The 26,433-nt window shown below is 73.3% G+C and carries 27 protein-coding genes; 11 read left to right on the plus strand and 16 right to left on the minus strand.

Annotated elements, in window-relative coordinates:
- The first annotated feature begins 27 nt into the window (after nt 1-27).
- Nucleotides 28-1,368 (plus strand): peptidase C39 family protein, encoded by a 1,341-nt coding sequence (locus tag OG559_RS10055; protein ID WP_405114562.1) that lies wholly within the window; start codon nt 28-30, stop codon nt 1,366-1,368.
- A gap of 72 nt (nt 1,369-1,440) precedes the next feature.
- Here the strand turns inward: OG559_RS10055 and OG559_RS10060 are convergent, their stop codons facing one another.
- The 3 genes from OG559_RS10060 to mqnE form a co-directional block, all read right to left on the minus strand.
- A complete protein-coding gene (locus OG559_RS10060; RefSeq protein ID WP_405114564.1) occupies nt 1,441-1,722 on the minus strand; it encodes a DUF4229 domain-containing protein in 282 nt (93 codons plus the stop codon).
- A 73-nt stretch (nt 1,723-1,795) separates the two neighbouring features.
- A complete protein-coding gene (locus tag OG559_RS10065) occupies nt 1,796-2,230 on the minus strand; it encodes a hypothetical protein (protein ID WP_405114566.1) in 435 nt (144 codons plus the stop codon).
- Nucleotides 2,231-2,253: 23 nt separating this feature from the next.
- Entirely contained in the window at nt 2,254-3,423 is a 1,170-nt protein-coding gene (gene mqnE, locus OG559_RS10070; RefSeq protein ID WP_161689024.1) for an aminofutalosine synthase MqnE, read from the minus strand.
- A 241-nt stretch (nt 3,424-3,664) separates the two neighbouring features.
- Here mqnE and OG559_RS10075 point away from each other — a divergent pair, with 241 nt between their 5' ends.
- Entirely contained in the window at nt 3,665-5,194 is a 1,530-nt protein-coding gene (locus tag OG559_RS10075) for a C40 family peptidase (RefSeq protein ID WP_405114568.1), read from the plus strand.
- Between the two features lie 386 nt (nt 5,195-5,580).
- Here OG559_RS10075 and OG559_RS10080 read toward each other — a convergent pair whose 3' ends face one another.
- Nucleotides 5,581-6,705, minus strand: a complete 1,125-nt coding sequence (locus OG559_RS10080; RefSeq protein WP_405114570.1) for a hypothetical protein — start codon at nt 6,703-6,705, stop codon at nt 5,581-5,583.
- 52 nt (nt 6,706-6,757) lie between these two features.
- Between OG559_RS10080 and OG559_RS10085 the strand changes: the two genes are divergently transcribed.
- The 3 genes from OG559_RS10085 (at nt 6,758) to OG559_RS10095 (ending at nt 10,002) form a co-directional block, all read left to right on the plus strand.
- Entirely contained in the window at nt 6,758-7,171 is a 414-nt protein-coding gene (locus tag OG559_RS10085) for a hypothetical protein (RefSeq protein ID WP_405114572.1), read from the plus strand.
- Between the two features lie 193 nt (nt 7,172-7,364).
- Nucleotides 7,365-9,275, plus strand: a complete 1,911-nt coding sequence (locus tag OG559_RS10090) for a DEAD/DEAH box helicase (RefSeq protein WP_405114574.1) — start codon at nt 7,365-7,367, stop codon at nt 9,273-9,275.
- 106 nt (nt 9,276-9,381) lie between these two features.
- Nucleotides 9,382-10,002: a putative glycolipid-binding domain-containing protein gene (locus OG559_RS10095; RefSeq protein ID WP_405116545.1), complete on the plus strand. Its 621-nt coding sequence runs from the start codon at nt 9,382-9,384 to the stop codon at nt 10,000-10,002.
- A 76-nt stretch (nt 10,003-10,078) separates the two neighbouring features.
- On the opposite strand, the gene OG559_RS10100 is transcribed toward OG559_RS10095, so the two are convergent.
- Genes OG559_RS10100 through OG559_RS10110 form a run of 3 tightly spaced genes read right to left on the minus strand, consistent with a single transcriptional unit; the run spans nt 10,079 to nt 12,530 of the window.
- Nucleotides 10,079-11,170 (minus strand): PLP-dependent cysteine synthase family protein, encoded by a 1,092-nt coding sequence (locus OG559_RS10100; protein WP_405114576.1) that lies wholly within the window; start codon nt 11,168-11,170, stop codon nt 10,079-10,081.
- A gap of 22 nt (nt 11,171-11,192) precedes the next feature.
- Nucleotides 11,193-12,026, minus strand: a complete 834-nt coding sequence (locus OG559_RS10105; protein WP_405114578.1) for an SDR family NAD(P)-dependent oxidoreductase — start codon at nt 12,024-12,026, stop codon at nt 11,193-11,195.
- Nucleotides 12,027-12,071: 45 nt separating this feature from the next.
- Complete coding sequence (locus tag OG559_RS10110; protein ID WP_396671581.1) at nt 12,072-12,530, minus strand: Lrp/AsnC family transcriptional regulator; 459 nt, start codon at nt 12,528-12,530, stop codon at nt 12,072-12,074.
- Nucleotides 12,531-12,798: 268 nt separating this feature from the next.
- On the opposite strand from OG559_RS10110, the gene OG559_RS10115 reads away from it, so the two are divergent.
- The gene (locus tag OG559_RS10115) at nt 12,799-13,065 is read left to right on the plus strand and encodes a BldC family transcriptional regulator (protein ID WP_387020667.1); all 267 of its coding nucleotides are present in this window, start codon (nt 12,799-12,801) and stop codon (nt 13,063-13,065) included.
- 66 nt (nt 13,066-13,131) lie between these two features.
- Here the strand turns inward: OG559_RS10115 and OG559_RS10120 are convergent, their stop codons facing one another.
- Nucleotides 13,132-13,785, minus strand: coding sequence for a UbiX family flavin prenyltransferase (locus tag OG559_RS10120; RefSeq protein ID WP_405114580.1), 654 nt, complete (start codon nt 13,783-13,785; stop codon nt 13,132-13,134).
- A gap of 134 nt (nt 13,786-13,919) precedes the next feature.
- On the opposite strand from OG559_RS10120, the gene OG559_RS10125 reads away from it, so the two are divergent.
- On the plus strand, nt 13,920-14,888 hold the full coding sequence (locus tag OG559_RS10125) for a terpene synthase family protein (protein WP_405114582.1): 969 nt from the start codon (nt 13,920-13,922) through the stop codon (nt 14,886-14,888).
- Between the two features lie 67 nt (nt 14,889-14,955).
- On the opposite strand, the gene mqnP is transcribed toward OG559_RS10125, so the two are convergent.
- Nucleotides 14,956-15,891 (minus strand): menaquinone biosynthesis prenyltransferase MqnP, encoded by a 936-nt coding sequence (gene mqnP, locus OG559_RS10130; protein WP_396672046.1) that lies wholly within the window; start codon nt 15,889-15,891, stop codon nt 14,956-14,958.
- Entirely contained in the window at nt 15,867-17,330 is a 1,464-nt protein-coding gene (locus tag OG559_RS10135; RefSeq protein ID WP_405114584.1) for a menaquinone biosynthesis decarboxylase, read from the minus strand. Before OG559_RS10135 ends, mqnP begins: the two co-directional genes overlap by 25 nt.
- A 376-nt stretch (nt 17,331-17,706) precedes the next feature.
- On the opposite strand from OG559_RS10135, the gene OG559_RS10140 reads away from it, so the two are divergent.
- Nucleotides 17,707-18,582 carry an alpha/beta fold hydrolase gene (locus tag OG559_RS10140; protein ID WP_405114586.1) on the plus strand — a complete coding sequence of 292 codons (876 nt, stop codon included), beginning with the start codon at nt 17,707-17,709 and terminating at the stop codon, nt 18,580-18,582.
- A 53-nt stretch (nt 18,583-18,635) separates the two neighbouring features.
- Here OG559_RS10140 and OG559_RS10145 read toward each other — a convergent pair whose 3' ends face one another.
- A complete protein-coding gene (locus tag OG559_RS10145) occupies nt 18,636-19,211 on the minus strand; it encodes a carboxymuconolactone decarboxylase family protein (RefSeq protein WP_405114588.1) in 576 nt (191 codons plus the stop codon).
- Between the two features lie 90 nt (nt 19,212-19,301).
- Here OG559_RS10145 and OG559_RS10150 point away from each other — a divergent pair, with 90 nt between their 5' ends.
- The 3 genes from OG559_RS10150 to OG559_RS10160 all read left to right on the plus strand — a co-directional run bounded on the left by OG559_RS10150 (nt 19,302) and on the right by OG559_RS10160 (nt 21,605).
- Entirely contained in the window at nt 19,302-19,778 is a 477-nt protein-coding gene (locus tag OG559_RS10150) for a MarR family winged helix-turn-helix transcriptional regulator (protein ID WP_405114590.1), read from the plus strand.
- 126 nt (nt 19,779-19,904) lie between these two features.
- Nucleotides 19,905-20,108: a hypothetical protein gene (locus tag OG559_RS10155; RefSeq protein WP_405114592.1), complete on the plus strand. Its 204-nt coding sequence runs from the start codon at nt 19,905-19,907 to the stop codon at nt 20,106-20,108.
- 108 nt (nt 20,109-20,216) lie between these two features.
- Nucleotides 20,217-21,605, plus strand: coding sequence for a hypothetical protein (locus tag OG559_RS10160; RefSeq protein WP_405114594.1), 1,389 nt, complete (start codon nt 20,217-20,219; stop codon nt 21,603-21,605).
- A gap of 73 nt (nt 21,606-21,678) precedes the next feature.
- Here the strand turns inward: OG559_RS10160 and ccsB are convergent, their stop codons facing one another.
- The 5 genes from ccsB to OG559_RS10185 are packed head-to-tail and all read right to left on the minus strand — an operon-like array spanning nt 21,679 to nt 26,408.
- A complete protein-coding gene (gene ccsB, locus OG559_RS10165; RefSeq protein ID WP_405114596.1) occupies nt 21,679-22,653 on the minus strand; it encodes a c-type cytochrome biogenesis protein CcsB in 975 nt (324 codons plus the stop codon).
- Nucleotides 22,653-24,326, minus strand: coding sequence for a cytochrome c biogenesis protein ResB (locus OG559_RS10170; RefSeq protein ID WP_405114598.1), 1,674 nt, complete (start codon nt 24,324-24,326; stop codon nt 22,653-22,655). Before OG559_RS10170 ends, ccsB begins: the two co-directional genes overlap by 1 nt.
- A complete protein-coding gene (locus tag OG559_RS10175) occupies nt 24,326-25,186 on the minus strand; it encodes a cytochrome c biogenesis CcdA family protein (RefSeq protein ID WP_405114599.1) in 861 nt (286 codons plus the stop codon). The genes OG559_RS10170 and OG559_RS10175 overlap by 1 nt, the downstream gene beginning before the upstream one ends.
- Complete coding sequence (locus OG559_RS10180) at nt 25,186-25,761, minus strand: TlpA family protein disulfide reductase (RefSeq protein WP_405114601.1); 576 nt, start codon at nt 25,759-25,761, stop codon at nt 25,186-25,188. The genes OG559_RS10175 and OG559_RS10180 overlap by 1 nt, the downstream gene beginning before the upstream one ends.
- A complete protein-coding gene (locus OG559_RS10185) occupies nt 25,761-26,408 on the minus strand; it encodes a histidine phosphatase family protein (RefSeq protein WP_387020633.1) in 648 nt (215 codons plus the stop codon). The genes OG559_RS10180 and OG559_RS10185 overlap by 1 nt, the downstream gene beginning before the upstream one ends.
- Nucleotides 26,409-26,433 lie beyond the last annotated feature (25 nt).

The following is a 26,433-nucleotide window of genomic DNA, read 5'->3' on the forward strand; positions in this document are numbered from 1 at the left end:
CCACCCGCCTCACTTCGCGGAGATCCCATGGTCAGCAGAGCCCTGCGCGCGGTCGCCCTTGCCGGCGTCGCCGCGCTCGCCCTCGGCGGCGCGGCCGTCCCCGCCCCCGCCAGCGCCCATCCCCCCACCGTCGCGCACGACGAGGAGATCACCTTCCAGGAGTGGTCCCGCTACCCCGACTGGCGCTCCGGCGACCACCGGGGCACCCGGGCCGTCCCCGGTCACCGCCCCGGGATCACCATCGGCCGACCCGCCGGCACCACCGATTTCGCCGACGAGCACAGCGGCACCACCGCCACCTGGGAGTACGCCACCTGGACCTCGCCGCGCACCAGGATCGGCTTCGACGCCACCGAGCTGGTCGCCTCGTGGAACGCCGAGACCCCGGCGGGCACCTGGATCCAGGTCGAACTCCAGGGCACGTACAACACCGGTGACCAGACCCCGTGGTACGTCATGAGCCGCTGGGCCTCCGGCGACCAGGACATCAAGCGGGCCACCCTGGACGGTCAGGGCGACCCGTGGTCGAGCGTGTGGACCGACACGTTCTCGATCGACGACGCCGAGGCCGGGGTCCTGCTGCGGTCGTACCAGCTGCGGGTCGGCCTCTACCGCAAGCCCGGCCTGAAGGCGTCGCCCCAGGTCCGGATGCTCGGCGCGATGAGCTCCAACGTGCCGGACCGGTTCACCGTCACCCCGAGCCGGGGCGGGATCGCCTGGGGCACCGAGCTGGCCGTCCCGGCCCGCTCCCAGATGATCCACCAGGGCAACTACCCCGAGTGGGGCGGCGGCGGCCAGGTCTGGTGCAGCCCGACGTCCACCACGATGGTGCTGGAGTACTACGGCAAGCTGCCCTCGGCACAGGACATGTCCTGGGTCACCCCCGGCTACGTCGACCCGCAGGTGGCCCACGCAGCCCGGATGACCTGGGACTACGAGTACGAGGGCGCGGGCAACTGGCCGTTCAACACCGCGTACGCGGGTAGCTTCTCCGGCATCGACGCCCGGGTGACCCGGCTGCACTCCCTCGACGAGGTGGAGCGGTTCATCAAGGCTGGCATCCCGGTGATCACCTCGCAGTCCTTCCTCGCCACCGAGCTGGACGGGTCGAACTACGGCACCGCCGGCCACCTCTTCGTGGTCGTCGGCTTCACCGCCGACGGCGACGTGATCGTCAACGACCCGGCGTCGTCGACGAACGCGGAGGTGCGCAACGTGTACAAGCGGGAGCAGTTCGAGCAGATCTGGCAGCGCACCAAGCGCTACCGGGCCAACGGCACGGTGGCCAGCGGATCCGGCGGCATCGCGTACCTGGTCAAGCCGGCGAACCGGCCCTGGCCGGTAGTCCGGGGCTCGACCAACTGGTAGGAAAACGGCACCGGGCCCGGCTCGTCCCCAGGGACGGCCCGGGCCCGGCTCGCGCTTAGGCCCGGCTCGCGCTCAGGGGCGCTGGTTGTCGGGGCCGCCCTCGGCGGGCTGGTCGTCGCCGGCCAGCGCGGAGCGCAGCCGCTCCTTCTCGGCCCGACGCCGCTCGGCGGCCTCCGCCATCTCCCCGGCCATCTCGTCCCGCAAGCCCCTGAGCAGGAAGAACGAGAGCGTGGCGGAGAACGCCAGCGCCAGCATCAGCTGCAGGAAGATGTTCATCCCGACCGGCCAGAGCGCCACGAAGACCACCACGAACAGCCCGATCCGGCCCAGCGTGTACTTGACCGCCGCGCTCACGTTCGCACTCCGTTCTCCGCCGACTCGCCGGCGGGAGGATTCAGCCGCCGGCTCGCCCGGTCGGGAGGGTTGTTCAGCCCGTCCGCCGGGCCAGCCAGTGGACGCCAGGAAACCACACCACCGCGTACACCACGGTGAACGCGGTGGCCGCGAGCCCGCCGGACACCAGGGACGGCAGCCCGTCGGTCAGGCCGGCCACCAGCAGGCCGCCGACCACGGCGAGCGCGGCCGCCGCCAGCGCGGCCACCACCCGGGCAGCGCCGAACTCCCAGGCCCGGAAGTCCTCCCAGTACAGCCAGGCGGGCAGGATGATCGCCAACCAGCCGTTGGACCGGCCGAAGTCACCCGCGCCGACCGTGGCGAAGCCCCAGTCGAGCAGCAGCAGGGCGAGCAGGCCGATCACCATGCCGGCGAGGCTCACCCCGAGCAGGTCGCCGAGCGCGACGACGCGCCCCTGGGCATCGCGCCGGGGAAACCCGCCCTGGTCCGGCTGACTCGACTCGCTCATGGCATACGAGGGTACGGGGCCGGTCAGGCCCAGACCTGCTGCGGCTCGGACCGGCGCTCGGCCAGCGACGGGGCGGCGTCGTACTCGCGGACGACCTCGTAGCGGGTGTTGCGCTCGACCGGACGGAAGCCGGCGTCCCAGATCAGGTGCAGCAGGTCGTCCCGGTGCATCGTGTTCGGGGTGCCGTACGAGTCGGCGTCGTGGGTGATCTTGTATTCCACGACCGAGCCGTCCAGGTCGTCCACGCCGAAGTTCAGCGAGAGCTGGGCCACCGAGAGCCCGTGCATCACCCAGAAGTTCTTCACGTGCGGGATGTTGTCGAACAGCAGCCGGGAGACCGCGAAGGTCTTCAGCGACTCGGCCGGTGAGGCCATCGTGGTGCGGGCCTGGATCCGGTTGCGGACCTTGCCGTCCGCCGAGTCCACGAAGTCGTGCTGGTAGCGCAGCGGGATGAAGACCGCGAAGCCGCCGGTCTCGTCCTGAAGCTCGCGCAGCCGCAGCACGTGGTCGACCCGGTGCCGGGGCTCCTCGATGTGGCCGTAGAGCATCGTCGCCGGGGTCTTCATGCCCTTCGAGTGGGCCAGCGCGTGGATCCGCGACCAGTCCTCCCAGTGGCAGGCGTGGTCGACGATGTGCTGGCGGACCTCCCAGTCGAAGATCTCCGCGCCACCGCCGGTCAGCGACTCCAGGCCGGCATCCATCAGCTCGTCGAGGATCTCGTCGGCGGACAGGCCGCTGATCTTCTCGAACCACTGCACCTCGGTCGCGGTGAAGCACTTGAGCTTGACGTTCGGCAGCGCCGCCTTCAGCTCGCGCAGCACCTTCGGGTAGTAGCGCCAGGGCAGCGTCGGGTGCAGGCCGTTGACGATGTGCAGCTCGGTGAGCTGTTCGTCCTCCATCTCCTTGGCCTTGCGGACCGCCTCGTCGATGCGCATCGTGTACGCGTCCTTCTCGCCGGGCTTGCGCTGGAAGGAGCAGTACGCGCACGACGCCGAACAGACGTTGGTGAGGTTGAGGTGCCGGTTGACGTTGAACATCACCCGGTCGCCGTTCAGCTCGGTGCGCCGGTGGTGGGCCAACCGGCCCAGCCAGGTCAGGTCGTCGCTGTCGTAGAGGGCGATCCCGTCCTCGCGGGTCAGCCGCTCCCCCGCGTACACCTTCGCTTCGAGCTCACGCTTGAGTCCGGCGTCCATCGAAAGCCACGTCCCTTCCACCTGCGGTTCGGTCGAGCCTACGTCGGGTCTCCGACGGGATGTCTGCCCGGTCGGGCACAGCGACGTAGTTCACCGAACTCACAGCCGGTCGTTACCCGTTACCGCATCGACATCTTTGCTCCCGTGCGGTAAGACAGGGTGGGGCGCGCCACAGACCAGGGCGCGCCACCGCCGCCGCGCCGACCGCGCGCGGTCCCAAGCACGCCGGACGGGGAGCGGAATGGTGCAGAGCCAGCAGAGCCGACGACGGCAACGACGGAGGCGTCCGCTGTTCTCTCCGGTGCTTCGACCGATGCTCTGGTCCGCCCTGCTCAGCGCGGTCGTCACGGCCGCGCTCGCCACCCCCGCGTACGCCGAGCCGCCGCTGCCCAACGTCGTCCCCGACACCGGGTCCCGCCCGGTCGCCGCCGTCGGGTTCCAGCTGCCCGGCGTGAACGGCTCCGGCGGGTTCCCCGGCACGGGCAGCCCCACCACGCCGTTGGCACCCCTCGGCAACGGTCCGCTCGCCGCCGTGATCGCCGCCGCCGAGGCCCAGGTGGGACTCCTCGGCGACCAACTGCTCGGGCTGCGCCAGACCCGCACCGATGCCGAGACCCAGCTCGCGACCGCCGACCAGGGCCTCAAGACGGCCCGCGACGCCCTGACCAAGGCCCAGGACGGCGCCGACACCGCCGCCGCGGGCGCGTTCAAGGCCGCAGCCGCGTTGCCGCCCGGCGAGTTCGCCCGAGACCTGCACGGCCTCAACATGCTCACGCAGATCACCCGGGGCGAGCAGGCCGACGGCGCCACCACCGCCGCCGCCGGCGAGCTGGCCCGGGCCCGCGCCGCCGAACAGCTCGCCTACCAGGCGTGGATGGCCGCCGACACCCGGGTTCGCACCGTCCGGGAGCAGTACGCCGCCGTGGAGAAGTCGCTCCGCGAGCAGGAGGCGAATCTGCTCAAGCTGCGCAAGGACAACGCCGCGCAGCTCATCGAGCTGGAGCGTCAGCAGGAGGCGGTCGAGCAGCAGCTCGGCGCGTCGTACGTCCAGGGGCAGAGCACCAACGGCCTCACCGCCAGCCCGGTCGCGCTGGCCGCGGTGCGCTACGCCCTGGCTCAGCTCGGCGACCCGTACGTCTGGTCCGAGGAGGGCCCGGACGCCTTCGACTGCTCCGGCCTGATGTGGGCCGCCTACCGGTCGGCGGGCTACCGCCAGCTCCCCCGGGTCTCCCGCGACCAGTACTACGCGACCCGGGGCCGGGCGGTGAGCCAGGGAGCCCTACTCCCCGGTGACCTGCTCTTCTTCGCATCCGGCAGTAGCTGGACGACGATCCACCACGTCGGGATGTACATCGGCGGCGGCAAGATGGTCCAGGCCCCGACCACCGGTCAGACGGTGAAGATCTCCACAGTCGGTTGGTCCCGGCTCTACGCCGCGACCCGGGTGGTCGGTGCGGTGCCCGGCGCGCCCGCGCCCACGCCCACGCTTCCCACTCCGAAGCCCACGAAGCCGACGAAGCCGCCGACCACGCCGAAGCCCACGCCGAAGCCCACGCTTTCCCCCACGCCGACGAAGTCCCCGACGCCCAAGCCGCCGACGCCCAAGCCGACGACCCCGTCCGCGCCGCCGTCCAGCTCGTCGCCGAGCCCGTCGCACTCGGCGTCGCCGAGCCCGGCGGACACCCCGCCGCCGGTGCCGACCACCCAGTCCAGCAGCCTGGCACCGAGCGACAGCGCCTCGCCGACGGCGTCGACGACCGAGGCCGGCTGAGGCCAACCGTCCACTCCGGCTGTGCGGCCGGGCGGGAATGTGGCACCGTGACACCCAGACACTTCCGGCCCGGCGCCACGGGTGCGGGGGCGAGCGCGGGCACGGAGGACGACCATGGGCGAGCAAGAGGTTCCGGCGGAGACGGTCGGCCCCGGATCCACGCCCGGCCCCGCCGACCGCGCGGCCGGCACGGCGGACGCCCGGGCCCGTGCGACATCGGGTGACGACCCGGCGGTGACACCGGGCCTCTCCCTCGACCCGTCCGGGCCGACCGGGCGGGCGGCCGGGTCGGCCGGGGCCGCGCGGGCCCGGGTGAGCGTCGCCACCGCCGCCGCCCCGCCGCAGGGGTTCACGCTGCCGGCCGCCGCATCGGGCGGCGGGACCACCTACCGCACGGGCACGTCGTCGTCCGGTGCCGCCCCTGTGCCGGCGCCGACACAGCCCTCGGCCACGCCTCCGGACCAGCACCGCCCCGCCGCGCCGGCGACACCGTCGTCCTGGTCGGGTGCCGCCACGGCCGAGCGGCGCACCACCGCGCCCGCGACGGGTGACGGCGTCCCCGCCCCGGAGCCCGCCGACGGAACCCCGGCAGCCCTGGCCGGCAACCTCGCCGTGGGCCACGGTGACGCCTCCGACGCCGCTACGGCCGGCCCGGCGACCGCCCGGCCAGCACCCGTCGTGCCGGCCCAGCGCAGCGGCGACGCCGCGCCCGCGACCGCCCGGGCCAGCGCCTCGGTGCCTGACCTGAACCGGGTCTCCACGCGCGAGGTGGGCGGGGCTGCGAGGAACGCCGGTTCTTCCCGGGGCTCCGGCGGGACGACGCAGGGCAGCGCCAAGGTGTACCGGTCGACCCCGGTGAGCCCTGAGCCTCCCGAGCCGGCGCGTCCACCGGAGCCGGCCGAGCCACCGGCGCCGCCCGTCCCGGAGCCGGAGCCCGCCCCGGCGCCCGTGCCGGCCCCGACCCCCCCGACCCCCCCGACCCCGCCGACCCCGGTCCCCGGCCCCACCCCGCCGTCGCCGAATCCCCCGGTTCCCGAGCCGACGCCGCCGGGCCCAGGCCCGATCCCACCTGTACCCGGGCCTGGCCCGATCCCGCCCGTACCCGGGCCTGGCCCGATCCCGCCGGTACCCGGGCCGCCGGTGCCACCGCCACCGCCCCCCGGCCCGATGCCGGCACCGCCGTTCCCGCCGCCGCCGCTGACCGCGTCGTCGGCGTCGGCGTCGGCGTCGGCGTCGGCGGTGCAGTTCCTCCCCGGCCGGCCGGCCTCCGCACCGCCGGCTCCGGACGTCGGCGCGGACTGGCCTGCGCCAGCGGTGGGCACCACGGGCCCGATCGCGGGCGGGCCGCCACCGGCGAGCCGACCGTCGTCCGCACCGCAGGCCTCCGCACCGCCGGCCTCCGCGCCGCCGTCGTCCGCACCGCCGGCCTCCGCGCCGCCCCCGGTGGTCCCGGCTCCCGCGCTGCCGGCCTGGCCGCCGCCCGAGCCGGCCTCCCATCGCGGCAGCCCCACAGGCCGTCCGGGCGCGCCGGGGTCGTCAACGCCGGGCCAGCCGGTCTCCGGCGTGCCCGCTCCCACCGCCGGCCGACCGGTCCCCGGCCTGTACGGCGCCGCCGCGACCACCGCCTGGCCGGCGACTCCGACGACCGGGGTGCCGGGCGGCAAGGCCCCCGCCGGGCCACCCGGGGGACCGGAACCGGGGACTGCCGACCTGGCCAGCACCGCGTACGGCACCGAGGGGCCGGGGTTCGCCACGATCTCGCTGCCGACGGGGGCCGCGCTGGACAACTCGGGCTCCCTGACCGGGCACATCCTCGCCCAGGGCTGGACGGACGCCCCGACGCCCCGGTCGAGCACCACCAAGGTCGTGGCCGTCCTGGCGGTGTCGCTCGGCCTGCTCGTCGCGATCAGCGTGTTGGTCGTCCTGGTGGCCGGCGACGCCATGGACGGGCTGGTGGGGGGTTTCCTCAACAAGTGACGCCGGGGGCGATGGTGAGCCCGACCACTACCCCTCGCGGCGCGGTGGCGGGTTTGCCGGACCGCCGTACACTTGTGTCGATCACTGACCTTGGCGCGCATGAGTCGCGCCCATGGGCGATCTTGCGGGCGATTCGGCGGCGTACAGCTGCGGCAGGCCATCGCGAAGATGCGCCCCGCTCGAAAGGCATTTCTTGACCACCTTTGCTGACGCCAGCACGTTCCCGTCCGCCTTCGACGCCTCGGCCGGACAGACCCATCCGGCCGGCACCGGTGACGCCGCTGTCACCACCGCCCCCGAAGAGCCCACCCCGGCCGCCGTCGACCTTGACGCCGCCGCCGACGCGGCCTCGGCCGCCGAGGTCGACGCCACGCCGGAGCCCAAGGCCGACTTCGCCGCCCTCGGGCTGCCCCAGTCGCTGGTCCGGGCGCTCGACCGGCAGGGCATCACCACGCCGTTCCCGATCCAGCGGGCCACCGTTCCCGACGCGCTCGCCGGCCGGGACGTCCTCGGTCGGGGCCAGACCGGTTCCGGCAAGACCCTCGCCTTCGGTCTGCCGCTGATCGCCCGGCTCGCCGAGCGCAACCGGGCCCGCCCGCTGCGCCCGCGGGCCCTGGTGCTGGTCCCCACCCGGGAACTGGCCATGCAGGTCAACGACGCGCTCGTGCCGCTCGGCAAGGCGGTCGGGATCTTCCTCAAGACCGCTGTCGGCGGCGTGCCGTACGACCGGCAGATCGACGCGCTCCGCCGCGGGGTGGAGATCGTGGTGGCCACGCCCGGACGGCTGGGCGACCTGATCAACCGGGGCGTCTGCCAGCTGGACGACGTCGAGGTGACCGTGCTCGACGAGGCCGACCAGATGGCCGACATGGGCTTCCTGCCCGAGGTCACCGAACTGCTGGCGAAGACTCCTGCCAGCGCCCAGCGGCTGCTCTTCTCGGCCACCCTGGACGGTGACGTCGACTCGCTGGTCAGGCGGTTCATGACCGACCCGGTCACCCACTCGACCGCCCCGGCCACCGCCGCGGTGACCACCATGGACCACCACCTGCTGCTGATCCCGCCGCACGAGAAGTTCGCCGTGACGGCCTCGATCGCGGCCCGGTCCGGCCGGACCATGCTCTTCGCCCGGACCCAGCTCGGTGTGGACCGGTTGGTCGAGCAGTTCGCCGCCGTCGGCGTGCGGGCCGGTGGGCTGCACGGCGGGAAGACCCAGAGCATGCGGACCCGCACCCTCGCCGAGTTCCGCGAGGGTCGGATGGACGTGCTGGTCGCCACCGACGTGGCGGCCCGGGGCATCCACGTCGACGGGGTGTCCCTGGTCCTGCACGTGGACCCGCCGAAGGACCCGAAGGACTACCTGCACCGCGCGGGGCGTACCGCCCGGGCCGGCGAGTCCGGCGCGGTGGCCACCCTGGTGCTGCCGAAGCAGCGCCGGACCACCCTGGCGATGCTGGAGAAGGCCGGGGTCGAGCCGACGGAGAGCCGGGTCCGGGCCGGCGACCCGGTCCTGGCCGAGCTGACCGGGGCCCGCGAGCCCAGCGGCGTGCCGGTCCGCGCCGAGCCGTCGGCGACCCGCCGGAACGGCGACCGCCCGTCCGGACCGCGCCGGTTCGAGGACCGGGGCGAGCGCCGCTATGGCGACCGCCCCACCGGTGAGCGCCGCTATGGCGACCGGCCCACGGGCGAGCGACGCTACGGCGACCGGCCCACCGGGGAGCGTAGCTACGGCGACCGCCCCACCGGCGAGCGTAGGTTCGGCGACCGGCCCACGGGCGAGCGACGCTATGGCGACCGGCCCACCGGCGAGCGTAGCTACGGCGACCGCCCCACCGGGGACCGTCCCACCGGCGACCGCCGGTTCGACGACCGGGGCGAACGGCGGTTCGCCGACCGCCCGACCGGTGAGGGCTTCGGCGGCGAGCGACGGTTCGGGGACCGCCCGCACGGCGAGCGCCGCTTCCCGGAGCGGGGCGAGTCCGGCGGGGACCCGCGCACCGGCGACCGGCGGGGCGGTTTCCGGCCCGAGGGACGCGGACGGGACGACCGGCCGCGCGACGACCGGCGCGGGTTCGGCGGACGGCCGCCGGCGCGTACCCACTGATCTGACGAAGACCGGAACGCCGTCGCGGAGCCCACGCTCCGCGGCGGCGTTTCCGCATGCGCTGCCGGCGCTCGCGTCGTGGCGTAACGTCCGGTTCATGCCGACCATGCCGAAGTCGCTGTTCTGGGCCCGGACGGACACCGCCGGCGCCGAGCACGCCCTGCTGGACGACCGGGACGGGCTGACCGCGCGAGGTGTCGCGGTGGCCGTCGACCCGATCGCCTACACCTGCCGCTACCAACTGACCAGCGGGCCGGACTGGACGGTCCGCCGGCTGGAGGTCGAGGCGGAAGGGGCGGGCTGGCAGCGGAGCGTACGGCTGGAACCGGCCGGTGACCGGTGGCGGGTGACCACCTCCGAGCAGGGCGACCTGGACGCCGCGCTGCGGGCCGCCGGGCGTCCCCCGGCCGGGCTGGCGGGCACCGACGAGCCGGACCGGCTGGCCGACGCGGTCGACGTCGACCTCGGCGGCTCGCCGCTGTTCAACACCCTCCCGGTACGCCGGCTGCGGCTGGCCTCGGCGGCGGCGGACACCACGCACCGGATCACCGTGGCGTGGGTGCTGGTGCCCAGCCTGGCGGTGGTCCCCGCCGAACAGGTCTACTCGGCGCTCGGCGCGGGCCGGGTCCGGTTCGCCAGCGGCACCTTCACCGCCGACCTGGACGTCGACCCGGACGGCTGGGTGCTGCGCTACCCGGGCCTCGCGGAGCGGATCCCGGGGCGCTGACGCGCACGTCGGCGTCTCCCACCGCCCCGGCCCGGCGGCCGGTCACCCGCCCGGCCCGCCGCCGGGGGCCGTTCTCCTACCGGTGCCAGGCGCCGGTGGCGAGAAAACGGTCGACGGCGGCCAGGTGCGGGGCGAGGTCGAGCCCCTGCCCGGCCACCCAGTCGTCGGCGTAGTACGTGTCGGCGTACCGGTCCCCGGGGTCGCAGATCAGGGTGACCACCGAGCCGGCGCACCCCTCGGCGAGCATGCCGGCGATCAGCCCGAACGCGCCCCAGAGGTTGGTGCCGGTGGAGCCGCCCACCCGGCGGCCGAGCAGGTCCGAGCCGGCCCGCATGGCGGCCAGGGAGGCGGCGTCGGGCACCTGGACCATCCGGTCCACCACGGCGGGCAGGAATGACGCCTCGACGCTGGGTCGGCCGATGCCCTCGATCCGGGAGCCCCGGCCGGTACACACCGACCAGTCGGCCGCCTGCCACGCCGGGTAGAACGCCGAGTTCTCCGGGTCGACCACGCACAGCTTGGTGGGCAGCCGGCGGTACCGGGTGTACCGGCCGATGGTGGCGCTGGTGCCGCCGGTCCCGGCGCCGACCACGATCCAGGCCGGCACGGGGTGCCGCTCCAGCGTGAGCTGCGCGTAGATCGACTCGGCGATGTTGTTGTTGCCCCGCCAGTCGGTGGCCCGCTCGGCGTAGGTGAACTGGTCCATGAAGTGGCCGCCGGAGTCCTCGGCCAGCCAGCGCGCCTCGACCACCACCTTCGCCGGGTCGTCGACCAGGTGGCAGCGCCCGCCCTGGAACTCGATCTGGGCGATCTTTTCGGGTGAGGTGGACGCCGGCATCACCGCGATGAACGGCAGCCCCAGCATCCGGGCGAAGTACGCCTCGGAGACCGCCGTGGAACCGGAGGACGCCTCGATGACGGTCGTCCCGGGGCCGATCCAGCCGTTGCACAGCCCGTACAGGAACAGCGAGCGGGCGAGCCGGTGCTTGAGCGAGCCGGTCGGGTGCGACGACTCGTCCTTGAGGTAGAGGTCGATCCCCCACTCCCGGGGGAGCGGGAACGGCAGCAGGTGGGTGTCGGCGGACCGGTTGGCGTCCGCCTCGACCGTGGCGATCGCCCCGGTCACCCACGTCCGGCTGGCTTCGTCGCACCGGTCGAGATGAGTCACGTCCGAAACGTAGCAAGACGGGTCAGGCCAGGTCGGAGCCGCCCCGGCGGCGCTGCCGCCGCTGCCCGGCCCGACCGGTGGCCCGGATCAGCGGGGTCAACCCCACGGCGAGCCCGGGGAGCGCGTCGAGCAGCCGGACCTGCGCGCCGCGCCAGCGGGGCAGCGCCACCACGGGCCGCGGCCGCCGGGCCAGCCGGACCGCCCGCGCGGCGACCCGCTCGGGGGTCAGCAGCGTCCCGGTGAAGGACGCCACGGCCCCCGGGTCGTCGAGCCGGTCGTGCAGCATCGGCGTCCAGATCCCGTCCGGGCACAGGCACGAGACGTGAACGTCGCGGTGCCCGGCCGCCCGCAGGTCGGCCAGGGTGCCCAGGCTGAACGCGAGGAGGGCGTGTTTGCTGGCGGCGTACATCGTCTCGCCGGGGGCGGCGACCAGCCCGGCCAGCGAGACGACGTTGAGCACGTGCCCGCGCCCCTGTGCCCGCATCACCGCCAGCGCGGCGAGGGTGCCGGCCATCGCGCCGAGGGCGTTCACCTCGATGATCCGGCGGCGGGTCCGCTCGTCCTGCTCCCAGGCGGGGCCGGTGGCCAGGATGCCGGCGTTGTTGACCCAGAGGCCGAGGCCGTCGGGCGACCGTCCGGCCGCCTCGGCGGCCACCTCCGCGCAGGCCGTCTCGTCGCGCACGTCCAGCGGCCGGGACCAGCCGCCGAGCGGCGCGGCCACGGCGGCGACGGCGTCGGCGTCCAGGTCGGTGAGCAGGACAGGCCAGCCGTCGGCGTGCAGGGCGGCGGCCAGCGCGCGGCCCAGGCCGCCGGCCGCGCCGGTCACCACGGCCGTTCCCCGCACTGGCGACGTCACCGGCGCAACCTACCGCCGTGGCACACCGCGCGCCAGAGCCGCCGCTCAGGCCGTGGGCGGTTCGATCGACTGGGGACGGTTCTCCCACTTCGTCGACAGGGCGATCCCGGTACGGGTGGAGGCCACCCCGGGGGTCCGGTTCAGTCGGACGATGAGCTGCTCCAGTTCGGCGATAGTGCCGACCCGGGCCTTGAGCAGGAACGACTCGACCCCCGCCATGAAGTAGCAGGACTCGATCTCGGGCATCCGTCGGAACGCCTCCAGCACGTCGTCGGTGTCCCCGCCGGAGTCCTCGACGATGCTGATCAGCGCGGTCACCCCGAGGCCGATGGACTCGGGCTCCACCTCCGCCCGGTACGCCCGGATCACCCCGCCCGACTCCAGCTTCCCGACCCGTTCGTGCACGGCGGGGGCGGAGAGGCCGACCTGGCGGGCCAGCTCGGCGTACGAGAGTCGGGCATTGCCCTGCAACAGCGCGACGAGGCTCCGGTCGATGGCGTCCACGGACTGTGACCCTAGTCGTTCGGGCGTAACGTCCGGCGCTCGACATACGTTGCACCTGACAGCAGGTGAGTGTTCGCAGACCTTCGGTCAAGGGGGAACCGCGCCGGTAGCATTTACTAACTTCCCACTCAGTGCTTTTTTCGCGTTTGGCGGACAGGCCAGGTCGCTGGTGCTGTAATTGCCATACGTCCCTCATGACGGCTCTGGGCTCGCACCGGCCGGGGGCAGTGTGTTCAGCCGAGGGCTTCGTCGACGCGAGGAGGGGGCTGTGGACACTGGAGATCGCCTGCTGACACCGGGTGAGGTTGCCGCACTGTTTCGGGTTGATCCGAAGACGGTGACGCGATGGGCGGCGGCCGGCCGGATAGGCAGCATCCGGACTCCAGGCGGGCATCGCCGGTTTCGGGAATCCGAGGTGCGGGCCCTGCTGGAAGGGGAGGGCATGCTGGACGAGGCGGACGACATGGGAAAGACACATAACGTCGGCCCCGCGGCATCGACCGGCCCCGGCCCGGCCAACGCCGGGATGTACTGACCAGGTGCACTGACGGGGCACGCGGACCGGCCCGCCCGGTCCGCGTCCCGACGACACCGTCCCCGCTCAGCGGCGGCCGGCGTCCGGACCGCCGGTACGGCCGGTGCCCAGCTCGCCGGACCAGCGCCGGAACAACGTGTGCGGTACGCCCAGGGCGTCGAGCACCTTCCCCGCCACGAAGTCGACGAGTTGCTGCGCCGACGCGGACGCGCCGGCGCCGTAGAAGCCCGGGCTGGCGGGCAGCACCACCGCCCCGGCGTCGTGCAGGGCGATCAGGTGCTCCAGGTGGCTACGGGTCACCGGCGTCTCGCGGGGCACCACCACCAGCGGCCGGCGCTCCTTCAGGTTGACCTCCGCGGCCCGCTGCAACAGGTCCTTGGACAGCCCGATCGCGATGCCGGCGCAGGCGGCCGTGCTGGCCGGCACGACCGCCATGCCGCGTACCCGGTAGGAGCCGCTGCTGGGGCCGGCGGCGAGATCACCGGCGGGCCAGTGCCGCACGTCGGCGTCGCCCAGGTCCCGGCCGAGCCAGGCCGCGAGGTCCTCGGCCCAGCGCCCGTCGCGGAAGACCCGCCCGGTCTCGTCGAGGATGGTCAGCCGTGCGGCGCGGGACACGATCAGGTCCACCGGTTCGCCGGCGTCCAGCAGCCCGCTCAGGACCGCGGCGGCGTACGGCGTGCCCGACGCACCGGAGACTCCCACCACCCATGGTTCACGCATACCGTCCAGCCTGCCTGGTCACGCCGGGCGGCCGTCGGCCGCCCTCCTGGGTCCGCCGGGCCGGCCCCCCGCCCACGGTACCGACCTGCCATGCTGCCGTGGGCGCGATCCCACGCCTCCGGGAGGAATCGATGATGACCGACGACATCCTCTGGTCGCTTCGCTCCCACTGCCCCATTCCGCCGAGGCTGTCCCCGTACGCCGAGCGGGTGCAGCGGTGGCTCGACGACCGGCTGCCCGGCCTCGGCCTGCCGCTGGACGGACCGGCGCTGGACCGGCTGTCCCGCGCGGGTTTCGCCCGCTACGCCAGCCGGCTCTACCCGCAGGCCACCGAGGCCGATTTGCGGGTGGTGGCCGCCCTGTTCACCTGGTTCTTCCTGGTCGACGACGCCTGCGACGGCCCGCACCGGCTGACCCCGCAGCAGATCCGGGCGCTGCGCGACGGGACGCTGTGGCTGCTACGGGAGGGGCACCGGATCCGTCACCCGGGGCTCACCGGCCCGCTGCGCCGGCTGTTGGTGCGGGCCTGGCGGGAGCCGCGCCGCCGGATGCCGGCCCGCTGGCGGCTGCGGTTCGCCGACGCGGTCGGCCACCACCTGCACGGGACGTGGCAGGAGGCGGTGGAGAAGGTCGCCGGTCGGCCGCCGGACGTGGCCCGGTACGTCGAGCTGCGCCGGGCCACCTCGGCGGCGTACGTGTCGTACCCGCTGATCGAGTTCGTCACCGACCGCCCGCTGCCCGACGCGGTGTACCACCATCCGCTGCTGCGCGAGATCGCCGACCTCGGCAACGACCTGCTCTCCTGGTACAACGACCTCGCCTCACTGGAGCGGGACCGGGCCACCTCGGGCGGGCACAACCTGGTGCTCGCGCTGGCCGCCGAGCGGGGCGTCCCGATCGCCGCCGCGATCGACCTGGCCGCCGAGCGCTGGCGGACGGCGATGCGCCGCTTCGTCGAGCTCCGCGCGGCCGTGCCGTCGTTCGGCCCGGCGCTGGACGAGGCCGTCGCCGATTACCTCGACGGGGTCGCCGACGCCGTCCGGGGCACCATCGAGTGGACCCTGGAGAGCGCCCGCTACCCCACCCCGGCGGCCCGGGACTGACGGCTCCCGCCGGCCCGGCCAGAGGCCGGCTCAGGGGCGAGGAGCGGGCTCAGGGGCGCAGGCCGGCTCAGGGGCGCAGGCCGAGCCGTACCACCAGGTCGAGCAGGGCGAGCACGAACAGCGCGATGCCGACGAACCCGTTCGCGGTGAAGAACGCCCGGTTGACCTTGCTCAGGTCGGTCGGCGACACCACCAGGTGCTGGTAGCCGAACGCGACGGCGGTCAGCGCCAGCCCGATCCACCAGAGCCAGCCGAACCCGACCAGCGCCCCGAACCAGATGAACAGCGCGAACGTCACCACGTGCGTGACGGTGGAGGCGTGCAGGGCGAAGCGCAGCCCGTACCGGGCGGGGACGCTGTGCACGCCGATCTTCCGGTCCACGTCGGCGTCCTGACAGGCGTAGATCAGGTCGAAGCCGCCGATCCACAGGCCGACGGCCGCGCCGAGCAGCCAGGCCGGCCACGAGCCGGCGAAGGTGCCGGTGACCGCGAACCACGCGCCGACCGGGCCGACCGCCTGGGCGACCGCGAGGATCGCGTGCGGCCAGTTGGTGAACCGCTTGCCGTACGGGTAGACGACCAGCGGCACCACGGCGAGCGGGGCGAGCGCCAGGCAGAGCGGGTTGAGCAGGGCGGCTGCGGCGAGGAAGACCACCAGCGCGACGGCCGCGCCGGTCCACGCCGTCCGCACGCTCACCGCCCCGGTGACCAGTTCCCGGGAGGAGGTGCGCGGGTTCCGCGCGTCGATCCGCCGGTCGAGGATGCGGTTGGCGGCCATCGCGAACGTCCGCGCCCCGACCATCGCCACGGTGATCAGCAGCAGGTCTCCCCAGCGCACCCGCCCGCCGTGGACCTGCATCGCGGTCAGCGCCGACAGGTACGCGAACGGCAGCGCGAAGACGGAGTGTTCGATCGCGACGAGCTTGAGGAAGGACTTGACCCGGCCGGGGCGCTCGACGGGCTCCGTGACGGCGGCGGTCATCGGATCCCGTACTCCTTCCAGCGCTTGTCGACCAGGGAGACGACCTCAGGGGCCATGGTCATCTCCTCCGGCCAGCCCCGGGTATAGCCCTCGGTGGGCAGCTTCCGGGTGGCGTCGACGCCCGCCTTCCCGCCCCAGAACTGCTGGTACGAGGCGTGGTCGAGGTGGTCGACGGGTCCTTCGGTGAGCAGCAGGTCGCGGGCGTAGTCGACGTTGCCGAACGCCCGGAACGCGACCTCGTTGTAGTTGTGCACGTCGCAGTCCTCGTCGACGATCACGATCAGCTTGGTCAGCGACATCATGTGCGCGCCCCAGATGGCGTTCATCACCTTCTGCGCGTGCTTCGGGTAGCGCTTGCGGATCGACACGATCACGCAGTTGTGGAAGACCCCGGCGGCGGGCAGATCGTAGTCGACGATGTCCGGGATCAGGAAGCGCAGCAGCGGCGCGAAGATCCGCTCGGTGGCCTTGCCGAGGCCGTGGTCCTCCTGCGGTGGTTGCGACGTGACGATCGAGTGGTAGACCGGGTCGCGCTGCATGGTCATGCACTCGATGTGCATCACCGGGAAGGGCTCCACCGGCGTGTAGAAGCCGGTGTGGTCGCCGAACGGGCCCTCCGGGAGCCGCTCGCCCGGCTCGATGTACCCCTCCAGGACGATCTGCGCGTGCGCCGGCACCTGCAGCGGAACCGTCAGGCAGTCCACCATCTCGACCCGCTCGCCGCGCAGGTACCCCGCGAACAGGTATTCGTCGATGTCGGCGGGGAGTGGCGCGCTGGCCGAGTAGGCGACCGCGGGCTCGGTGCCGATGGCGATCGCCACCGGCAGCCGCTGGCCGAGCCGCTCGGCGACCGCGTGGTGCGCCGTGGAGTTCTTGTGGATCTGCCAGTGCATGCCGACGGCGTTCCGCGAGTGCTGCTGCAACCGGTACAACCCCAGGTTGCGCTTGCCGGTCTCCGGGTGCTTGGTGTGGGTCAGACCGAAGTTGTGGAAGATCCCGCCGTCACCCGGCCACACCTGCAGCCCCGGCAGCCGGTTCAGGTCGACGTCGTCGCCGCGGTAGACCACCTGCTGGCAGGGGGCGGTCTTGACCTTCTTCGGCGGCATCGACTTGAGCTGCATGACCTTGCCGAGGCCGTCCATCATCCCGGAGAGGCCCATCGGCAGCTCCGGCTTGAGCATGTTGCCGATCCGCTCGCCGATCTCGTCGAGGTTCTCGACGCCGAGCGCCATCGCCATCCGCTTCTCGGTGCCGAAGAGGTTGAGCACCACCGGCATCTCGCCCCGGGTGGGCCGCTCGAAGAGCAGCGCCGGCCCGCCGGCCCGCACGGTCCGGGTGACGATCTCGCTGATCTCCAGCGTGGGATCGACCGGGACGCTGACGCGGCGCAGCTCCCCCGCCCGTTCCAGGGCCGCGAGGAAGTCCTTCAGATCGGTGTACGGGAAGCCACGAGCCGCCATGACAGCCAGTCTCCCCCACCGGCCGCCGGAACCGCCGCTCCGGGTCCCCCGCGCCGACGCAGATCACCCGTCGCCGTGGTCGACGGCCCGCCTCCCGCTCGGCGGGGGCCGCGTACGGGCGGGCTCCTTTGGAGCTGCCCCGTCCACGCGCCCACCCAGGCAGCAGACATCCCTCCGAATCAAAATGAAGCTGACATCGCAGACGGATCAAAAAGCCTCTCAGCGCACGGTAGCCTGTCACTGACCCAGAGTGACATTCATCCCCCCAAGTTGATCAAACTCTCGGTCAACTTCCGCCGGGGCCGGTCCCGACGCGAATCTCTTGATCAACGCGGCGGCCTGCGGGTTGGGGTTGGGGTGCCAGGGAGGGGATCAGGTGGGTGGGGGACGGGTGCCCGAGGGGTTCGGCGAGCGACGGGTGCGGGTCGGCGAGGTAATGATCAACCACGTCCGTGGCGGGCAGGGGCCGCCGCTGGTGCTGCTGCACGGCTACCCGGAGTCCTGGTACATGTGGCGGGCCCTGCTGCCGGGGCTGGCCCGGCACTTCGACGTGATCGCCCCCGACCTGCGCGGCTTCGGTGACAGCGATGCCCCGGCCGCCGGGTACGACAAGAAGACCCTCGCCGCCGACCTGCACGGGCTGCTCGCCGAGCTGGGTGTGGCCGGCGACATCCGGCTGGTCGGCCACGACGTCGGCACCATGGTCGCCTACGCGTACGCCGCTGCCCACCCGGACCGGGTCAGTCGGCTGGTGCTCAGCGAGGCGCCGATCCCCGACGAGAGCGTCTACGCGTTCCCCGCGCTGACCCCGGCCGGCCCGGGGGTGTGGAACTTCGGCTTCTTCAGCCTCACCAACGGGCTGCCCGAGCAGCTCGTCAGCGGCCGGGAGACGCTCTGGGTGGACCGGTTCACCGACGCCCTGATGGTCCGCAAGGGCAGCATCGGCCCCGACGGCGTCGAGGAGTACGCCCGGCACCTGCGGGACGAGGCGCACCTGCGGGCGAGCTTCGCGTACTTCCGCGCGTTCGGTCAGGACATCGAAGACAACGCCACCTACCAGGCGACGCTGCTGCCGATGCCGGTGCTGGCCGTCGGCGGTCGGGCCAGCCTCGGCAACCAGGTCGCCGACCAGGCCCGCCGGTACGCCACGACGGTCCGTGGCGAGGTGGTCGAGGACTGCGGTCACTGGCTGTACGAGGAGCGGCCGGACGAACTCCTCGCACTGTTGCTGGACTTCCTCCGCCCGGCCTGACCCGCCGGCCAGTGCCCGGCCCAGCTGGTCCGGCGGTCCGGGCGTCGGCCGGGTCAGCCGGCGGCGGGCGCAGGGCTGGACGGCCAGGCGTGGTCGGCGAGCTGGGGGTCGAGCGGAGCGTCGGTGAGCCGGTTGGCGAAGGTGGAGATGGTGTACGTGCCGACGCCGAGGACCACGTCGAGGGCGTTGCCGGGGTGGTAGCCGGCGGCGAGGAAGGCGCGCAGCACGTCGTCCGGGACCGCGCCCCGGTGGTCCAGCACGGCCAGGGTGAACAGCCGCAGCGCCTCCAGCCGCGCCTCGGGCAGCGGCGTGCCGGAGCGCAGCGCGCCGATCAGCACCGGGTCGACACCCTGCCCGGTCAGCGTGCCGGTGTGCATCGCCACGCAGACGTGGCACTCGTTGCGGGTGGCGACCGTCAGCACGACGACCTCCCGCTCCAACTGGTCGAGACCGCACTGCTCGAAGATCCCGTTGATGGTGAGGAAGCCCTTGAGCAGCTGCGGCGAGGAGGCCATCAGGGCGACCGGCGCCGGGAGATAGCCGAACTTCCGCCGTACCCCCTCGATGGTCGGCTGGGCGGCGGCGGGCGCGGTGTCGTGGGTGTGGGCGGTGAAGGCGGCACTGGGCATGGGGAACCTGCTCTCCGATAGGCACGTGACGCCGGCCGTGACGTACGATCGTCAACGTGGTTGTCCAAACCGTAAACGTGGTTGTCGAATATGGCAACCACTGATCCCGCCCGCCCCGGCTTCGCGCTGCCCCTGCTGCTGCTGGCCGGCTTCCGCAGGCTCCTCGACGACCTGCACGCGGAGCTGGCCCGGCAGGGCCACCCCGAGCTGCGCCCGCTGCACGGCTTCGTCCTCCAGGCCGTCGGCCCCGACGGCACCACCGCCACCGAGCTGGGCCAGCGCCTCGGCGTCTCCAAGCAGGCCGCCGGCAAGACGGTCGACCGGCTGGTCGCCCTCGGCTACCTGGAACGCGCCGACGACCCGCGCGACGCCCGCCGCAAGCTGGTCCGGATGACCGCGCGGGGCTACGACGGGCTGGCCCGCTCGGCGGTGACCTTCGACGCGCTGCGCGACCGCTGGGCGGCCACCCTGGGCCCGGGACGGGTCGCCGCGATCGAGGACGACCTGCGCACGGTCGCCGCCGCCGACTTCTTCCGCCTCGACGTCCCGGGCTGGTTCGGCACCTGACCCGATCCCGACTCAGTCGGATGCCACCGCATTTCGCACAACTGGCGTTCTTAGCCCTGTGGTTATACATGTCGGAGCGCCGGGCACGGCGGGCCGAGGAACCGCTCAAGGGGGCACGATGAGGGCATGAGCGATGCGTACGTGTCCGGGGACCCGGACGGCCTCTCCCCCCTGCTGGTCCAGATCCGCGACGCGGTCGCCCGGGAACTGCACGCCCAGCTCACCATGCGAGCCGAGCGGATCGAGCTGCCCGACGTGCCGGAGGTGGCCTACCAGGTCACCCGGCAGGTGGACCGGGTCCTCACCGCGACGAGGGCTGCCCGGCCCTGATGAACGGAGCGGTGACTGTCACCCCCGGTCCTTAGAATCAGGGCGCCGATCCGGCCTGCGGGGTGCCCGCCGGTTTCTCCGGGTCGGCTTCCCTGACGAAGGAGATCGATGGGATCTGTGCGCGTTCCACGCGGTGGGGCGACCGTAATCCCGTCCGGCAGCGGCTCCCTGGCGGCCCGCCTCGGCGTGGTGGGGCTGGTCGCGGCGACCGCCGTGGGCAGCGTCGCCGCCCCGGCGGCGGCCGAGAGCGACCCGGGCTGGGTCAGCGCCTGGCTCGGTGACACCACCATCGGCGCGGCCGGCGCCCCCGGCCGGACCGCCGCGTTGAGCATGACCAACGTCGGAGCGGTCAACCCCCGGGTCAGCTTCGACCTGACCGCGCTGGCCGGCGTCGCCACCGCCACCTTCCCGGACTGGTGCGTCAGTTCGGCCACGGCGGTGACCTGCCCGATGCCCCCGACGGCCACTCCCGACGAGTTCGGCACCGTCAACGGCACGGTGCCGGTGGTGCTGCGGGCCGTGCCGGGGGCCGCCGACGGCGCGACCGGCACGATCGGCTACACGGTCGCCGCCGACCAGGTCGACCCGGAGACACAGCAGGCAACCGTCACGGTGGCCGCCGGCCCGGCCGCGGTCGACCTGGTCGACGCGTACGTGCCGGGGCCGGCTGTGGGCGACCGGATCGGCGTGCCCGTGGCGGTGGCCAACGGCGGCCACCAGCCGATCGAGGACCTGCGGGTGACCCTGCGCTTCCCGGTCGGGCTCGCCCCGAAGGCGTACCGCAACTGCCGCTACGGCACCGATCCGATCGTGCTTGCCACCGTGATGGTCTGCACCGTGCGCGGCGGCTTCGCCCCAGGCCAGCGCTACGAGGCGCGCGGTGGTATCCCCACCCGGGTCACCCCGGCCGCTCTCGGGAACAAGGGGATCACCCAGTTCGTCGAGCCGCTGGCCATGGCCGGCCCGCTGCCCGCCGGGGTGAAGCTCACCCGCCGGGAGGCGGACCGACCGCTGCGGCTGCGGGCGGTCGGCGAGCCGGTGGACGTCCTCACGGCCGAGCAGGATGACGCCTGGGGGCTGTACTACCTGCGCGGCATCCGGGGCGCGTTCGACGTGGTGGCGCTCGGGGCCACTGCCACCGGAGCGGTCGGCGACACCGTCCAGGTCCAGGTCGGCATCCGCAACGACGGCCCCGGGGTGCCCGACGACACCGTCTCGGGCGGCGGCTCGGCCAGCTTCCGGTTCGTCCCGCCGGCAGGGGCGACCGTGACGAACCACCCTGCCCGGTGCTCCCCGAGCGACGGCGAGGAGGGCGGGCCCGTCTACTGGTACTGCGGGAAGCCGGGGCTGGTCTTCCCCGCCGGCGAGACCTTCACCGTGGCGTTCGACCTGCGGATCGACGGCCCGGCCGGCGCGGCGGGCGAGGTGCGGGTCGACCCGTACCCGCGCATCGACGACCACCCGGCGAACGACGTGGCCGCGGTGACGCTGGGCTGACCGCCCCGAACACGGTGACCGCCGGGGGCCAGTTGGCCCCCGGCGGTCACCGGATCGGTTCGACGGTGCCGGGTCAGTCGATGCCGGCGTAGGAGTGCAGGCCGGTGAAGAAGAAGTTGACCCCGAACAGGTTCATCAGCATGGTGAGGAAGCCGAGGATGGCGAGCCAGGTGGCCACGTTCCGCTTGACGCTCGGGGTGGCCCGGGCGTGCAGGTAGCCCGCATACACCACCCAGGAGATGAACGCCCAGGTCTCCTTCGGGTCCCAGCCCCACGGCCGGCCCCACGCGGCCTCCGCCCAGATCGCGCCGGCGATCACTGCGAAGGTGAAGACCGGGAACGCGAAGGCGTGCAGCACGAAGGTCAGCCGCTCCAGGCCGGCCGCCGTCGGCAGCCGCTGCGCCAGGGTGTACGGGAAGCTGCGTTTTCCCTGCTCGTACCCGTTGCGCATGAGGAACGCGATCGCCGGCACCGCGCCGAGCAGGAAGATGCCGGACGAGAAGCTGATCGTCGACACGTGCACGATGTACCAGTACGACTGGAGCGCCGGCATCAGCGGCACCACCTCGACGAACAGCTTCAGCTCGGCGAACGCGAGCAGCAGCACCATCACCAGGGTGAGGAACAGCCCCAGGCGGCGCAGCGAGGGGCGCTTCCACAGCACGCCGAGCCAGGCCGCCGTCCCGATGAACGAGATCGTCAGCACGAACTCGTACATGTTGCCCCAGGGCATCCGGTCGGCGTCGATGCCGCGGGTGACCGTGGCCGCGAGGTGCAGCGCGGCGGCGAGGACGGTGATCCCGACCGCGACGAGGCCGAACAGCCGGGCCCGCTCCGCCGAGCGGCCGACCCGGGCCGGTGGTGCGACCGGGGCGGCGGGCGCGTCGACCAGGCCGCCGGACCCGCCGGCTCCCGCGCCGACCAGCTCGCGCGCGGCCGGGGCGACGGCCCTGGCGTTACCCAGGGCGTACTCGACGGCGTGGCAGATCATCGCGACCAGGTACGCCAGGATCGCGAACGTGACCAGCTGGTCGGAGAGTGCGGACATCACTCGGCTCCTTCTCGCGTCCCAGCGGGACCGCGCGCGTCGCGGCTCTCGCCGGCCCGCTCGCCCGGCTCCCCGTTGCGGCTGACGGCGGCGACGAGCTGCGCGAACTCGTCGGCGAACCCCGGATAGTCGGTGCGCGGCAGGCCACCGGCCTCCACCAAGCTACTACCGCCCGTCGGAGATCCGTCGGCGGGGTCGGCCGCCTCACCCGATCCGGCCGGCGTGACCCGGAACCAGACGCGCCGGCGCTTGCCGAACAGGGAGCCCATCAGGCCGACCAGCAGCACCGTCGAGCTGCCGAGCAGCAGCATCGAGCCGGGGTCGTAGCGCACCGACAGGGTGACGTACGGCTTGGTGCCGACGAACTCCAGGACGCTGCCGTCGTCCAGCGTCCACTTCTCGCCGAGGGCCAGCTTCTTGTCGCCGACCTGCTTGAGCTTGCCGTTGGTGACCTGGCGCTGGTCGAGCTTGTACACCGAGCCGGGGATGCCGGCGTCCATGCCCAGGTTCCCCCGGTATGCGACCAGCACCACCGCCGGGTTGTCCTCGGTCGGGAACTCCGACCGGTTGAACGGGCCCTGCTGCGGCGCGGTGGGCAGGTACAGCCCCTCGAAGGCGACCTGGAGGTTCGAGTCCCGCTTGCCGGTCTTCGGGTCGACGTTCACGTCCGGGAACGCGGCCAGTCCCTCGCTGGTCAGGGTGGCGTCCCCGCTGGTCAGGAAGGGGAAGTTGCTGGTCTGGGTCTTGCCGTACCGGTCGGTGTAGCGCAGCACCGGGGCGTAGCCGTGGCCGAGCAGGTAGACGTTGGCGTCGCCGAGGCGCAGCGGGGAGTTGACCGAGAAGGTCTCGGTGCGGGTGGCGCGGCCGGCCTCCTGCACGTCGACCGTGGCCCGGTAGAACTCGGGCTGGGCCGACTCCAGGAACCGCGCGTCGAAGTGGTTGAGGGTCAGGCAGAACGGCGGCAGGTCGGCGCTGTCCACCTGGGGGCCGAGCTTGGCCTCGGCGTACTGCTGCCGGGTGTTGCAGAAGGCGTTCTCCCCGCCGGCCACCAGCAGCTTGTTGCCGTGCCAGCCGAACCAGGAGCCGAGGGCGACCCCGATCAGCACGGCGATCAGCGAGGTGTGGAACAGCAGGTTGCCGGTCTCCTTGAGGTACCCCTTCTCGGCGGAGACCTCGTTTCCGCGCACCACCACCCGCCAGCGTCGCCGGCGCAGCTCGGCGGCGACGGCCTCGGCGTCGGTGGCGACACCGGTGCGCACGGCGTGCTGGGGCAGCCGCTCCAGGCGCTTCGGCGCGGCCGGCGGCTTCGTGCGCAGGGCGCGGACGTGGTCGCGCAGCCGGGGCAGGATGCAGCCGATCAGCGAGGTGAACAGCAGCAGGTAGATGGCGGAGAACCAGACCGACCCGAACACCTCGAACGCGCCGATCCGGTCCAGCCTCGGGGCCAGCTCCGGATGGTCGACGAAGTACTCGTTGACCTTCTCCAGGTTCACCCCGCGCTGCGGCAGCACCGAGCCGGGGATGGCCGCGACGGCGAGCAGGAAGAGCAGGATCAGCGCCGTACGCATGCTGGTGAGCTGCCGCCACGAGTTGCGCAGCAGGGCCAGCGCCCGGTTGGGCCGGCGGCGCGGCGCCTCGGCCGGGGGCACCGGCCGCTCCTTCACGATCGTCATCAGATGCTCACCTCACCCACGCCGAACGTCGTCTGCAACCAGATGACGAAGTTGGTCCACCCGCCGGTGACCAGCGCGAGGCCGATCAGCACCAGCAGGACGCCGCCGACCCGGGTGACCCAGCGGCTGTTGCGCCGGACGGCGCGGAACACCCCGAGCAGGCGGTGGAAGCCCAGCCCGAAGACGACGAACGGTATCCCCAGCCCGAGGCAGTACGCCACGGCGAGCACCACGGCCCGGTCGGTCTGCCCGCCGGGGGTGGCCATGCCGAGCACCGCCGCGAGTGTGGGGCCGGTGCAGGGCATCCAGCTCAGGGCGAAGACCGCGCCGAAGACGGGGGCCCCGAGCAGGCCGGCGGCGGGCAGCCGGTGGATCCGGAACTCCCGCTGCAGGCCGGGGAGCACCCCGACGAAGGCCAGCCCGAGCACGATGACCAGCGCACCGGCGCCGATCTCCAGGGCCCGCTCGTACTGGATGAAGACCCGGCCGACGCTGGCGAAGAGGATCGCGGTGGCGGTGAAGACGGCGGTGAACCCGGCGATGAACAGCAGCGTCCCGGCGAGCACCCGGCCCTTGACCGCCGCCGCCGACCGGCCCCGTTCCCGGGTCCGCTCCCGCACCGCCACGCCGCCGCCGTCGTCGGAGCCCTGCCCGGGGCCCGGGGTGCCGGCGGGGGGCGTTGCCGGCGCGTCCCGGCCCTCCAGGTCTGCGCCGGCCAGGCCGGTGACGTAGGAGAGGTAGCCGGGGACCAGCGGAAGGATGCACGGGGACAGGAAGCTGACCAGCCCGGCGAGTGCCGCCGCGCCGATGGCCAGTAGCAGCGGCCCGCTCTGGGCGACGTCGTGGAAGGTCCCGCCCATCAGCGGGAGCCGTTGGGCGCGGGCTGCTCGGCGGCGATCCGCGCGACGATCGGTTGCAGCCGTTCCTGGGTCACCGCCGACCGGATGACCACGGCCACCCTGCCGTCCCGGTCCAGCACGACGGTGGCCGGGATGGTGGTGGGCGAGATGTCGAAGGCGAGGGCGAGTCGGCTCGGCGGGTCGAAGAGGCTGGGGTAGGTGACCCGACCCTCCTCGAACGCGAGCGCCTTGTCCCGGTTGTCCTGCACGTTGATGCCGAGGAATTTCACCCCGGACGCCTTGGTGGCCTGGTAGGTGGCCTCCAGGTCGTCGGCCTCGGCCCGGCAGGGCGGGCACCAGGACCCCCAGAAGTTGACCACGACCACCTGGCCGCGGTCCGTCGTGACGTCGTAGCTGCCGCCGGTGAGCAGCTCACCGGACAGCTTCGGGGCGGTGGACCGCTGGTCGGGGGCGCATTCGATGGCGCCGTCGGTGGTGGCGCAGCGCTGCTCCTGGCTGTCGGAGGAGCAGCCGGCCAGCGCCGCCGTGGTGACCACGGCCGCGAGGAGTCCCGCGATCCACCTCCGGGCTGGCATCAGGCCCCCTTGGCCGTCCGAGCGGTCGGCGATGTGGCGACCAGGTGGGCGGCCGGCTCGCTGTAGCCGATCCCGACGATCTTCGCGCCGTCGAAGTGGAACGAGGTGAGGCTGGCCAGGCCGCACTGCCGCCGGCGCGGGTCGTGCCAGAGCCGTTTGCGCTCGACGTGGCGGCGCAGCGTCCAGATGGGGAGTTGGTGGGAGACCAGCACAGCCTCGCGTCCCTCGGCGGCGACCCGGGCCGCGTGCAGGGCGGCGAACATCCGCTCCGCGATGGCCCGGTACGCCTCGCCCCAGGACGGGGTGACCGGGTCGCGCAGCACCCACCAGTTGCGCGGGTCGCGGAACGATCCGTCGCCCGGGGAGACCTTCTTGCCCTCGAACCAGTTGGCGCTCTCGATCAGCCGCTCGTCCACCCCGACGGGCAGGCCGAACTGCCCGGCGATCGGCTCGGCGGTCTGCTGGGCACGTTCGAGGGGGCTGGCAACCACGTGCACCACGTCCCGCTCGGCGAGCCCCTGGGCCGCCGCCTTGGCCATCTGCACGCCCAGCTCCGACAGGCGGAAGCCGGGCAGCCGGCCGTAGAGGATCTGATCCGGGTTGTGCACCTCACCGTGCCGCAGCACGTGGACCACCGTCTTGCTCACCGCAGTGCTCCCTTCGTTCGCGACT

This window comes from Micromonospora sp. NBC_01405 (genome assembly GCF_045040155.1).
Lineage (GTDB): Bacteria > Actinomycetota > Actinomycetes > Mycobacteriales > Micromonosporaceae > Micromonospora.